The sequence below is a fragment of the Pseudomonas sp. MPB23 genome, assembly GCF_046605395.1.
In the GTDB taxonomy this organism is placed as follows: Bacteria; Pseudomonadota; Gammaproteobacteria; order Pseudomonadales; family Pseudomonadaceae; genus Aquipseudomonas.
Map to the genome: position 1 here is coordinate 1,981,129 of NZ_CP176771.1, position 12,310 is coordinate 1,993,438.

Here is a 12,310-nt window from a genome sequence, read left to right on the forward strand (position 1 = left end):
TTTATACATCGCCAGCTAACTACAATCGCCCGCACTGAATGTCCGGTGCTGTTCACTATTTGAGCATTGGAGCGGTCGAGGGGCAGATGGATGGCTCTGTGCGACCCCAGGTTCCGGCAGCCTTCCAACTATCCGCACCAAAGGGAATTGGTCTGTAACAAGGCCTTTAACCACGAAATCGAATAAGAACTCACCGCAGGTCCGTGAACGTACATTTATGACGTGACGGGCAGGCTCTTATTCAATCGAAGAGAAATGCCAACCCTTGGCAGGGTGAAGTGTTGGCGATCAAAACCCAACTGCATTGCGCAAGCTGCTTTAGAGGTCGTGAGATGAGTAAAAACAGGTACCCCCGATTACTAGGCTTTTTGCCGCTGCTTGGCATGATGTTAATGCTGGGAGGCTGCAAGTGGACCTTGCTCGACCCCAAAGGACAGGTCGGTCTGGATGAACGCAACCTGATCATCACTGCCACCCTGCTGATGTTGCTGGTCGTGGTCCCTGTGATCATCATGACCTTCGCCTTCGCCTGGAAATACCGCGCGTCGAACACCAAGGCGACTTACGCGCCGAAGTGGTCGCACTCCACCAAGATCGAAATCGCAGTGTGGCTGGTTCCGATCCTCATCATCATTGCCCTGGGTTATGTGACCTACAAGTCCACCCATGCACTGGACCCGTACCGTCCGCTGGAATCCGAAGCCAAGCCGATCAATATCGAAGTGGTCGCGCTGGACTGGAAGTGGCTGTTCATCTACCCGGACCTGGGTATCGCCACCGTCAACAAGATCGTGTTCCCGGAACATACCCCGGTTAACTTCAAGATCACCTCCGACACTGTGATGAACTCGTTCTTCATCCCAGGCCTGGGTGGCCAGATCTACGCGATGGCCGGCATGCAGACCAAGCTGCACCTGATCGCCAACCAGAAAGCTGAAATGGACGGCATTTCCGCTAACTACAGCGGCGCAGGTTTCACCGGCATGAAATTCAAAGCGATCTCGACGAGCCAGGAAGAATTCGACGCCTGGGTAGCCGAAGTCAAGGCCGCACCTAAACAGCTTGATCAAGCTGAATACGAAGCCCTTGCCAAACCAAGCCAGAACAACCCAGTCGCGTTGTACTCCGCTTACACGCCTGACCTGTTTCAGAAAATCGTCGACAAGTACGAAGGTATGAAACCAGGCAAGCCGGTCAAGCACGAGAAGAAAGAAGTGGCTGCGGTTGAAGGTTCTGACACGGGCTCGCATTCAACTGCTGGGGCAGAGGAGTAAACGATGTTTGGTAAATTAAGTTGGGATGCGGTCCCGTTCCACGAGCCGATTGTGATGATTACCATCGCCATGATCGCGCTGGGTGGTCTGGCACTGGTTGGGGCTATCACTTACTTCAAGAAGTGGACCTACTTGTGGACTGAGTGGCTGACTTCGGTCGACCACAAGAAAATCGGTGTGATGTACATCGTCGTTGCCATGGTCATGCTGCTGCGTGGTTTTGCCGACGCCATCATGATGCGTACCCAGTTGGCCATGGCCACTGAGGGCGCGCCGGGCTACCTGCCGCCTGAACACTATGACCAGATCTTCACCGCTCACGGTGTGATCATGATCATCTTCATGGCGATGCCTTTCTTCACCGGCCTGATGAACCTTGCAGTGCCGCTGCAGATCGGCGCGCGTGACGTTGCCTATCCGTTCCTGAACTCCTTGAGCTTCTGGCTGCTGGTGTCCGGCGTTGTGCTGATCAACGTGTCCCTGGGTGTCGGCGAATTCGCCAAGACCGGTTGGGTTGCGTATCCGCCATTGTCGGGCCTCAAATACAGTCCGGGCGTGGGTGTGGACTACTACATCTGGGCGCTACAGTTATCAGGGCTAGGGACGACGCTGACGGGGGTCAACTTCCTGGCCACCGTGCTGAAAATGCGCGCCCCTGGCATGAAGATGATGGACATGCCGATCTTCACCTGGACCTGCACCTGGGCCAACGTGCTGATCGTGGCTTCGTTCCCGATCCTCACCGCTACCCTGGCATTGCTGTCGCTTGACCGTTACCTGGATTTCCACATTTTCACCAACGAACTTGGTGGCAATCCAATGATGTACGTGAACCTGTTCTGGGCATGGGGTCACCCTGAGGTGTACATCCTGATCCTGCCAGCGTTCGGTATCTTCTCCGAAGTGATCTCGACCTTTACCGGCAAGCGCCTGTTCGGTCACCACTCGATGGTCTACGCCTCCGGTGCGATCTCGGTACTGGGCTTCATGGTATGGCTGCACCACTTCTTCACCATGGGTTCGGGGGCCAGCGTCAACGCCTTCTTCGGCCTGGCGACGATGCTGATTTCGATCCCGACGGGGGTGAAGCTCTTCAACTGGCTGTTCACCATCTACCAAGGTCGTCTGCGCATGACCAGCCAGGTGGTGTGGACCCTGGGCTTCATGGTGACCTTCGCCATCGGCGGCATGACCGGCGTACTGCTGGCCATCCCGGGTGCTGACTTCGTGCTGCACAACAGCCTGTTTGTGATCGCTCACTTCCACAACGTGATCATCGGCGGCGCGGTATTCGGTTACATCGCTGGTTTCAGCTTCTTCTTCCCGAAAGCGTTCGGCTTCAAGCTGCACGACGGTTGGGGCAAGGCAGCATTCTGGTTCTGGATCTCGGGCTTCTTCGTCGCGTTCATGCCGCTCTATGCACTGGGCTTCATGGGCATGACCCGTCGTCTGAACGCCACCACCAACCCTGAGTGGGTGCCGTACCTGTACGTTGCCATGATCGGTGCCGTGCTGATCGCGGTGGGTATCGCCTGCCAACTGATCCAGCTATATGTCAGCGTGCGTGATCGCAAGCAGAACATGTGCGAATCGGGCGACCCATGGAACGGCCACACCCTGGAATGGTCGACTTCGTCGCCACCTCCGTTCTACAACTTCGCCGTGATTCCTACCGCGAACACCATCGATGCGTTCACCGAAGCCAAGGAAAACGGTACTGCGTACCTGAAGCCTAAGCACTACGAACCGATCCACATGCCAAACAACACCGCCACTGGCGTGGTGATGGGTGCGCTGTTGACCGTGTTCGGTTTCGCGATGATCTGGCACATCTGGTGGCTGGCAATCGTGAGCCTGGTGGGCACCATCGGCTACTTCATTGTCCACGCTGCACGTGATGATCAAGGCTACATGGTGCCGGTCGAAACGATCGAGCGCATCGAAGCCGAGCAGCACGCTCGCCTGGTGGCCGAGAAGAAGATCCCGGCCAACCGTGTAGAAACCTCGTTGGAACAGGCTTAAACCATGTCGAACTTAGTGACCAATGCTGGACACGCCCATGTCGATGACCATGGGCACGATGACCATCACCACGACTCGGGCCCGGTAACCGTCTACGGTTTCTGGCTCTACCTGATGACCGACTGCATCTTGTTTGCGTCGATCTTCGCGGTGTACGCGGTACTGGTAAACAACGTAGCGGGTGGCCCGTCGGGCCACGACATCTTCGAACTGCCTTACGTGCTCGGCGAAACCGCCCTGCTGTTGTTCAGTTCGATCACCTACGGCTTCGCCATGTTGTCCTTCTACAAGGGCAACAAGCAGGGCGTGCTGACCTGGCTGGGCCTGACCTTCCTGTTCGGCCTGGGCTTCATCGGCATGGAGATCAACGAGTTCCACCTGCTGATCTCCGAAGGCTACGGCCCGAGCCGCAGCGGTTTCCTGTCGGCGTTCTTCACGCTGGTGGGCACCCACGGTCTGCACGTGACATCTGGCCTGATCTGGATGGCGATGATGATGTATCAGGTCAATAAGCACGGCCTGACCAACACCAACAAGACTCGCCTGAACTGCCTGAGCCTGTTCTGGCACTTCCTGGACGTGGTCTGGATCTGCGTATTCACCGTCGTCTACTTGATGGGGACTCTGTAATGGCTAATGCACACTCCCATGACAGCCACGATACAAGCCATGGCAGCGTCAAGACTTACGCTATCGGCTTCATCCTGTCGGTCATCCTGACCCTGATCCCGTTCGGCCTGGTGATGTACCCAACCTTGCCGAAGTCGATCACCTTGATGATCGTCCTGGCGTTCGCGGTGATTCAGGTCCTGGTTCACCTGGTGTACTTCCTGCACCTGGACCGCTCCGAGGCGCAGCGCGAGAACGTGATTGCGTTCGTGTTCGCGGCCCTGGTGATCGTTCTGCTGGTTGGTCTGTCGCTGTGGATCATGTTCAGCATCCACACCTACATGATGGCGAAGTGAGGTAAGACCCGATGTCGCTTAAGCACTTTATCCAAATCACCAAACCGGGGATCATTTTCGGTAACGTGCTTTCTGTGGCGGGCGGTTTCTTCCTGGCCTCCAAGGGACATGTCGATCTGGCCATCTTCCTGGCCGCGATGATCGGTACGTCCCTGGTGGTTGCTTCCGGTTGTGTCTTCAACAACTGCATCGACCGCGACATTGATATCAAGATGGAGCGCACCAAGAATCGCGTGCTGGTCCAGGGCCTTATCTCCCTGAAGCTGGCACTGCTGTTCGCGACCGTCCTGGGTGTTGCCGGTGTGGCGTTGTTGTACAAGGTGGCCAATCCGTTGGCGGCGCTGTTTGCCGTGATCGGCTTTGTCATCTACGTCGGCCTCTACAGCCTCTACCTCAAGCGCAAGTCGGTACACGGCACGCTGGTGGGCAGTCTGTCGGGGGCGATGCCGCCGGTCATTGGTTATGTGGCTGTAACCAATAGCTTCGACATGGCCGCGCTGACGTTGCTGGTGATGTTCAGCCTGTGGCAGATGCCGCATTCTTACGCCATCGCGATCTTCCGCTTCAACGACTACCTGGCTGCGTCGATTCCGGTTCTGCCGGTCAAGCGTGGCATCCAGGTGGCCAAGAAACACATCCTGCTGTACATCCTGGCCTTCCTCGTGGCGACCTTGATGTTGACCTTCAGTGGCTACGCCGGCATGAGCTACCTTGCCGTCGCTGCCGCCATGGGCATGTACTGGTTGTACATGGCCTGGACCGGCTACAAGGCGGTGGATGACACCGTCTGGGCCCGCAAGCTGTTCGTGTTCTCGATCTTCACCATCACCGCGCTCAGCGTGATGATGTCCCTGGATTTCCAAGTACCGAAAGAGCTGTTGCTGACCTACGCGCCCTGAGTGTCACAGCCTTGAAAAGCCCCGCCTTCGAGAGAAACGCGGGGCTTTTTCTTGGGCGCGGGTTTAAATTTGCGCGTGTTTTTCTCGTCATACCCCTCTGTACGAGCTGTGCGAATCCATCACCCGCCCGCAAGGAGTAGTCACCATGGTCAGCGTTAGTCGTCGCTCCCTTCTCGCCCTGGGCGCTGCGTTGCCGTTGTTGGGGCGCCTGGATTGGGCGCTGGCCGCCGAGCCACCGAGTGTTACTGAAACGGTGCTGCTCAACTACAACGAAAGCCCCTATGGCCCGTCGCCGGCCGCACGCGAAGCGATGCAACGCGGCATCGCCACGGCCGGGCGTTATCCCTACAAGCACATGTACGCCCTGGCGGCGTTGTTTGCCCAACAGCAAGGCATCGAGCAGGACCGGGTGGCGGTGTTTTCCGGCTCCATGGCAGCCCTGCGCTACGCGGTGCTGGCGTTTACCCGCGAAACCCGTGGCCTGGTGATGGCCACGCCGTCCTACGAAGTGCCGCGCCAGGCGGCCGAGTCACGCAAGGTGCCGGTGCGCGAAGTCGACCTCAACGCCGACCACGCCCATGACATCCCGGCCATGCTCGCTGCCGATCCCCAGGCGGGCATGCTGTATGTGTGCAACCCCAACAACCCCACCGGCACCCTGACGCCTACCGACGCGATTCGCCAGGCCCTGGCGAACAAACCGGAGGGCAGCGTGCTGGTGGTGGATGAGGCCTATATCGACTTTGCCGATGCGCCAAGCGTCGTGAGCTGGGTCAAGGACCACGACGACCTGCTGGTGCTGCGGACCTTCTCGAAAATCTACGGCATGGCCGGCGCCCGCCTGGGCCTGGCGATCGGCCACCCGACGCTGCTGGAACGCTTGGCGGTGTTTGGCGGCGACAACGTACCGGCCGGCGCCTCCTTGCTCGGCGGCCTGGCCAGCCTGGAAGACCGCAAGCTGCTGGGCCAACGCAAGGCACTCAATGCCCAACTGCGCGATGAAACCGTCACCTGGCTCAAGGCCCGCGGGTTTGCCTGCACGGCGTCCCACAGCAACTGTTTCATGATCGACGTGAAGCAACCAGCCGAGCGGGTCATCGAGACGCTGGCCGCGCACGGCGTGAAGATCGGCCGGGTATGGAAGCGCTGGCCGCAGTGGGTGCGGGTGACGGTGGGGAGCAGAGAGGAGATGGCGCGTTTTCGGCAGGTATTTGCGGCCCAGGTGGAACGTGTGTAACACGGCGCAATGCCATCGCTGACACCGGTACCCTCTGTAGGAGCGAGCTTGCTCGCGAAAGTCGTCAACGATAACGCGGGGCATCAGGTAGCCCGCGGCGTTCTCGAGGTTTTCGCGAGCGAGCTCGCGCCTACAGGGGGGCGGGGTTACTGCTGGGCGATGCTGTAGCCTTCGAACGCCGTCTGCTGTTGCAGCGCGGTAATCACGTTCTTGCGGCTCAGCGGCTGTTCGGTGCCGGCGTTATCTACAAAACTCTCGACGTCCAGCTCCGCCTCATCGCCTTCACCCACAAAGCTGAAGCCCAGGAACTCGAACGCCTCGCGATCAACGTTGAGTTTGGCGCGCGGTGTGCGCAGTGGCAGGGTGACGCTGATCCCGTCTTTGCTGATCACAAACACTTCGGCGTCTTTCTTGGCCCGCGAAGCCTTGCTCTTGCCGGCGCTGGGGTTGCTGATCGCCTGGTGGGACTGGTTCAGCACCTTCAGCGCCAGGCCGTAGACCAACTCCTGAAACTGCGGGTCGTCCTTGAAGCTGGACAAGATGCGGCTGATCGAGAACTTACTGCTCAGGTCTTCCAGGGCCGTGTTGTCGGCCGCCTCGGCGTCCTTGAGTTGCTTGAGCTGGCCCATCAGGTCGTAGGCGGTGTCGTCGTCGAAGGCATCGTGGGCCTGGCGGATGGCGACGCGCAGTTCGCGGATCTGGTCGCTTTCCTTGGAGGTGTGGAACGCGTCCAGCACCATCTCGCTGATGATCTTGGCCGCGGGCAGATGCTGTGAAAGATTGATGGCGTTTTCGTATTCAGCTTTGGATTGCAAAGCGACGACGGATTCTTCGGTGTTGTAGGAATCAGACATTGAAATTTCACTACTTCAGTAAACGAGGACAAAAAAGCGTCGGGCATTTTCGGCGGGGAGGGGGATCAGGTCAAGGCAACACACTGTCCCGCCAGGAAAACGGACCTATGGTAAGTCCTCACCGCGTCAATTGCCTCAGGCACGCCTCCAGGATGTCCAAGCCTTCCTCCAGTACCGCCGGCTCAATGGTCAGCGGTGCCAGCAAACGCACGATATGCCGCGACTTACCGCTGGGCATCAGCAGCAGCCCGGCGTCCCGCGCGAGGCTGAGCAACTGGGTCAGTTGTTGCGGCGCGGGCGTGCCGTCGGCGTTGGCCAGTTCGATGCCGCGCATCGCGCCGACGCCGGTGAGGCGGCCCAGATAAGGCGACAGGCCTTGTGCGCGCCAGCGTTGATAGCGGCCGACGATCATGTCTTCTTGCTGCGCGCCCCAGGCGTGCAAATGTTCGTCCGTCATCACCTCAAGGGTGGCCAGCGCCGCCGCACAGGCGATGGGGTTGCCGGAGTAAGTGCCGCCCAGGCCACCTTTGGGCAGGTTGTCCATCAGCGCCTTGCGCCCGACCACCGCACCCAGCGGCACACCGCCAGCGATGCTTTTGCCGAGCAGGATCAGGTCGGGCTCGATGCCCAGGCGCGAGAAAGCAAAACGCTGGCCGGTGCGGCCGAAACCGGACTGGATTTCATCGGCGATCAGCAGGATGTTTTTCTCATCGCAGAAGCGGCGCAGGGCTTGGGCGAACGCGATATCCAGGGCCAGGAAACCCCCTTCGCCCTGCACCGGTTCGAGGATGAAACAGGCGACATCGTTGACATCGATTTCCACGCTGAACAGGCGGTCCATGGCCTTCAATGCTTCGGCACAGGTCACGCCGTTATCGGCGCTGGGGTACGGCAGGTGATACACAGGGCCAGGCAGGACGCCGACCTTTTGTTTGTAGGGCGCGACCTTGCCATTGAGGTTCAAGGTGGCCAGGGTGCGCCCGTGGAAAGCCCCGTCAAACGCGATCACGGCGGTGCGGCCGGTGGCGCCTCGTACGATCTTCAAGGCGTTTTCCGCGGCTTCCGCGCCGCTGTTGGTGAGCATGCCGCTGACCGGGTAATCCACCGGGATAAAGGCTGTCAGGCGCTCCATCAGCTTGATGTAGGGCACATGCGGCGCGGCGTTGAAGGCGTAGTGGGTCAGTTGGGTGGCCTGTTCACGAATCGCCGCCACCACGGCCGCGTGGCAATGGCCGAGGTTGAGTACACCGATGCCGCCGACAAAGTCGATATAGCGTTTACCTGCAGTGTCCCAGACCTCGGCGTTTTTACCGTGGCTGAGGCTGATGGGGTGAACGATGGAAATCGACTGGCTGATGGTTTCGCGGCTCATGAATCTCGGACTCGGCAGTGGCGGGCGTCTTTTTATCTAAGCCGGGTGCCGGGCCCTGGGGCAAACGAAATAAAGTCGCCGGGTCATTCCAAATCGGAAGGAGCCCATGTGCAATGCCGTCACCTTCGTCGTTGGGGCGTTATTCCGCTACCCGTGCCTTGCCCGCCGCCTTGGCGCGATACAGGGCCTGATCGGCACGGGTCATGAGGTCGACGGCGGTCTCGTCCGGTCGGCGCTCGGCCACACCCAGGCTCAGCGTGACGCTGAAACCGTCTTTGTCTGGAGGGGCCCTCATCGCCTGGCAGATATGCTCGGCTAACGCCTTGGCCACCGGCAGCGAGGTTTTGGGCAAGACCAACATAAACTCATCGCCCCCCCAGCGCGCCAGCAGATCACCGGCGCGGATGCAGCTTTCCAGGCGCTCCACCACGCGCACCAGGGTCTGGTCCCCCGCGCCGTGGCCGTAACGGTCGTTGATCGGCTTGAAGTCATCGATATCCATGGCGATCAGTGCCAGCGGCAGGCGAAAGCGCTGGGCGCGGTCGCATTCTTCCAGCAGCACGCGTTCCAGGCGGTAACGGTTGGCGACCAGGGTCAAGGCGTCCCGCTCGGCCAGCGAGCGGTTTTCGTCCAACTGTAATTGCAACTGCTGATTGACCCGCGACAGTTCACGGGTGCGCTCGGCCACCAGTGCTTCAAGGGATTGATTGCGCCGCTCCAATTGCTCGACGGAGCATTTGCGCAGATGAATATCGCGATGGGCGCCCACCATTCGCGCCACCGAACCGTCGGGGTTGCGCGCAATCACGTAGCCCCGGTCTTCGACCCACAGGTAGCTGCCATCTTTTTTGCGGCACCGGTATTCGGCTTGGTAATGGGGCGCGCGGCGGTGGATATAGTCATCGAACAGCGCCATCACCTGAGGGTAATCGTCCGGGTGGATCACGCTTTCCCAGGTGAACACACTGTTCTCCAGGGAGTGGCGCGGATAGCCCAGCATTTCGTACCAGCCCGGGTTGCGGTAGACGAACCCGGTATTGGCGTTCCAATCCCAGATGCCGTCGCTGACCAACTCCAGGATGGTGTGCAGCATGTCGGCGTTGAGGTGGGAAAAATCATGGTGCAGTGGGGTGTTTCCCGAGAGGTCGTCCATCTGCGTGCTCCTTGCAGGGACCGGCATCGAAGGCCAGCCAATAGTGAAGCCGATACTCCACGGCTGGGGCTACTGTACAACGCCGCCGTGCGCGCGTTGAAATAGCGCGGATGTACGGCATCCGGTTGGTGGCATTAGGCTATTTTTTCGGTGCCACCATCCTCGTCCGAACCCTGCCGTCCGCGTTGTGCTGGTAGATCGCTTCCGGCTGGCCTTGTTCGTTGAAAAACACCTGGCCGATTCCCGCCGAATTCCATAACCGTTCACCCGCTTCGGCATGCTCGGGAATGTGCGGCACCACCTGCATGGTGCGCCGGCGAGTGAAGCCATTGAGGGGCGAGCGGGGCGAGTAGAGCCAGCGGTTGAGGCGGTCGAACCATTCCAGCAGGCGCGGGGGGAATTCGTTCTTGATGCCGCTGCTGGTGATCTGCCAGATGCGTGGCCCGGCGTTGCGATGGCGGATCAGCACTTCGTAGACGAACGAGTAGTGCACGTCGCCCGACAGGATCACGTAGTTCCCCGGCGTGCGCGAGTGACGGAAGATGTTGAGGATCACCTGGGCGGCGCCGCGATGGGCCATCCAGTTTTCCGCGTCCACCAGCAATGGATAGCCGCACCAACTGAACACCTTTTGCACCGTCTCGATCAGCTTGACGCCAAACACCGGCGCCGGCGAGACGATGATGGCCGAGGGGTGATCCAACAGGGCCTGCTGCAGTTCGCTCAAGGCTTCCCAGTCCAGCAGGCCCGAGGGTTGCTTGAGGGTGAACTCACTGCGCCAGCGGCGGGTGCGGGTGTCGAGCACCACCAGGGCGGGCGTGGTGGGCAGCACGTAATGCCACTGCTGGAATTTCAGCAGCGCTTCGAGCAACTCATCCTGCGCGCTGGCCTCCAGATGATTGGCCTGGACCCGGGTGCTCAGCGCCTGGGTCTGGCTCAGCAGTTCGCCAAAGACATCCGGCTGGTTCCCCCAGCCCTGGCACAGCAGATAAGCCAGCAAGGCGTTGCCGATGATGCGCTTGGAGAAGGGATGGCCGTAGGCGGTCTGTTCCCATTGGGCGCTGAGGTTCCAGTCATCGGTGATGTCGTGATCGTCAAAGATCATCAAGGTGGACAGGTGGGCCAATACCCGCGCGACGCCCGGCAGGCCATCGCGGAACCGATCGATCTGTACCTGTTCCTGGGCATAGCGCTGCCGTTCTTCGGCGCTCAAGACGGGTGGCTGCGGCGTGATCAGCCCCCAGGGCGTGGGCGACCACACCAGCAGGTACATCGCGATGACTTCGGCAAAGGTGACCAGGTGATTGTCGGCAGTGCTGCTGGTGAAGATCGGTTTTTTCACGCCGCCAAAAAAACGCTCGCGCAGGGTCTGGTTGCTGTCCAGCGCCGGCAGCAGATCGGCGCGATGGTAGTAGCTGGCGCGATGCCCGTAGAGGCTGGCGCTGTCGTCCACTACGGCGCCTTCCAGGTATTCATCGAACAGGCCCAGACGCGCGATCAGCGCATGGATCGCCCGTAACATGGGGCCGGCGACATCGTCGGCATACACCTGGTCGCCGCTCATCATCAGCAGGGCCGGGCGTTGCTCGGCCAGGGTGGCATCGGCCAGCAGGCGGTCGACGCACAGCAGGCCATCGGCGGCAGGGTGGTGCGGTTTGCGGCAGGAGCCGTGCACCAATTGATTAATGCGCCGGTGCAGCACAAAACTGGGGCGTTGGGCGTTGCCATACAGCAGGTGCGGCGCCCACTCGGCGATGGGGCTTTCGTCGACCAGCAGGTCATAGTCGATCACCGCGTCCTGGGGCAGGGCGTCGTCCAGCGGGACGTCGATCAGATGGATAAAAGCCTCGCGGCCTACCGGCACCACGGTGCACTGGCCCTGGTCCAGCGCTATCGCCAGGGACTGTTCGGCGAACTGCAGCCTGAGGGTCAACGTCAGTTCGCGGCTGCCCACCAGCCACAACACCAGGCGCCGGGGTTCCAGGCGGCGTAGCAGCGGGCCGGCAAGGACGGCGGGCAGTGTGTCGGGGTGTGGCATGCAGGAAAGGGCTCCGGGGGGATCAAACCGAAAACTCTAGCGCAGTGAATGTCAGTGTTTTGTTAAGGCCCATGAAAATGCGAAGGGCCGTGCACAGCCCTTCGCATCATGGGTTAGAGCAGGCGACCGCCGCCCAGGCTGTCCAGCCCGCCGGTATTGCGGTGCCGGTCATTCGCCGCCGGGCCGCCGAACTCGACGGTGGACGGTTGCGCAGGCGTCGGGTCGATGCTGCGTTTTTTGCGGGAGTGGGTGGCGTCATCCTGCTGGATGGCGGTGGATGGAAACGGCACCGGCGTGTGATGGATGGCATTGATCATGGAAAGATTCCTCTTTGAGTCGTACGCCTCACGTGGATGTGAAGCGCAGCCAAACCTACAAAGAGGCGAGAGCGGCGAGCTATAAACACCTCTGGGCAAATTATGACAAGAGGACGCGATTCACCTCTCAAGCGGCCTCGTCACCGTTTTCGGTATAACGGGCCGCGCCGCGCCGGTCG

The 12,310-nt window shown here is 60.3% G+C and carries 11 protein-coding genes; 6 read left to right on the forward strand and 5 right to left on the reverse strand.

All coding sequences use genetic code 11. The features are described from left to right. Positions 1 to 332: 332 nt before the first annotated feature. The 6 genes from cyoA (at position 333) to ACLH0J_RS09270 (ending at position 6,397) form a co-directional block, all read left to right on the forward strand. Positions 333 to 1,274, forward strand: coding sequence for a ubiquinol oxidase subunit II (gene cyoA, locus ACLH0J_RS09245; protein WP_411392791.1), 942 nt, complete (start codon positions 333 to 335; stop codon positions 1,272 to 1,274). A 3-nt stretch (positions 1,275 to 1,277) separates the two neighbouring features. Then, positions 1,278 to 3,296 (forward strand): cytochrome o ubiquinol oxidase subunit I, encoded by a 2,019-nt coding sequence (gene cyoB, locus ACLH0J_RS09250; RefSeq protein ID WP_411391719.1) that lies wholly within the window; start codon positions 1,278 to 1,280, stop codon positions 3,294 to 3,296. Between the two features lie 3 nt (positions 3,297 to 3,299). Further along, positions 3,300 to 3,926 carry a cytochrome o ubiquinol oxidase subunit III gene (locus tag ACLH0J_RS09255; RefSeq protein ID WP_411391720.1) on the forward strand — a complete coding sequence of 209 codons (627 nt, stop codon included), beginning with the start codon at positions 3,300 to 3,302 and terminating at the stop codon, positions 3,924 to 3,926. After that, the gene (gene cyoD / locus ACLH0J_RS09260) at positions 3,926 to 4,261 is read left to right on the forward strand and encodes a cytochrome o ubiquinol oxidase subunit IV (RefSeq protein WP_411391721.1); all 336 of its coding nucleotides are present in this window, start codon (positions 3,926 to 3,928) and stop codon (positions 4,259 to 4,261) included. Before ACLH0J_RS09255 ends, cyoD begins: the two co-directional genes overlap by 1 nt. 11 nt (positions 4,262 to 4,272) lie before the next feature. Next, positions 4,273 to 5,160 carry a heme o synthase gene (gene cyoE, locus ACLH0J_RS09265; protein ID WP_411391722.1) on the forward strand — a complete coding sequence of 296 codons (888 nt, stop codon included), beginning with the start codon at positions 4,273 to 4,275 and terminating at the stop codon, positions 5,158 to 5,160. 145 nt (positions 5,161 to 5,305) lie between these two features. Further along, on the forward strand, positions 5,306 to 6,397 hold the full coding sequence (locus ACLH0J_RS09270; protein WP_411391723.1) for a pyridoxal phosphate-dependent aminotransferase: 1,092 nt from the start codon (positions 5,306 to 5,308) through the stop codon (positions 6,395 to 6,397). A 146-nt stretch (positions 6,398 to 6,543) separates the two neighbouring features. On the opposite strand, the gene ACLH0J_RS09275 is transcribed toward ACLH0J_RS09270, so the two are convergent. The 5 genes from ACLH0J_RS09275 to ACLH0J_RS09295 form a co-directional block, all read right to left on the reverse strand. Continuing rightward, positions 6,544 to 7,251, reverse strand: a complete 708-nt coding sequence (locus ACLH0J_RS09275) for a hypothetical protein (RefSeq protein WP_411391724.1) — start codon at positions 7,249 to 7,251, stop codon at positions 6,544 to 6,546. Between the two features lie 118 nt (positions 7,252 to 7,369). Further along, positions 7,370 to 8,623: an aspartate aminotransferase family protein gene (locus ACLH0J_RS09280; protein WP_411391725.1), complete on the reverse strand. Its 1,254-nt coding sequence runs from the start codon at positions 8,621 to 8,623 to the stop codon at positions 7,370 to 7,372. A gap of 139 nt (positions 8,624 to 8,762) precedes the next feature. Next, on the reverse strand, positions 8,763 to 9,776 hold the full coding sequence (locus ACLH0J_RS09285; RefSeq protein ID WP_411391726.1) for a diguanylate cyclase domain-containing protein: 1,014 nt from the start codon (positions 9,774 to 9,776) through the stop codon (positions 8,763 to 8,765). A 139-nt stretch (positions 9,777 to 9,915) separates the two neighbouring features. After that, positions 9,916 to 11,814 carry an alkaline phosphatase D family protein gene (locus ACLH0J_RS09290; protein ID WP_411391727.1) on the reverse strand — a complete coding sequence of 633 codons (1,899 nt, stop codon included), beginning with the start codon at positions 11,812 to 11,814 and terminating at the stop codon, positions 9,916 to 9,918. A gap of 113 nt (positions 11,815 to 11,927) precedes the next feature. Continuing rightward, positions 11,928 to 12,131: a hypothetical protein gene (locus ACLH0J_RS09295; RefSeq protein WP_411391728.1), complete on the reverse strand. Its 204-nt coding sequence runs from the start codon at positions 12,129 to 12,131 to the stop codon at positions 11,928 to 11,930. Positions 12,132 to 12,310: the final 179 nt, after the last annotated feature.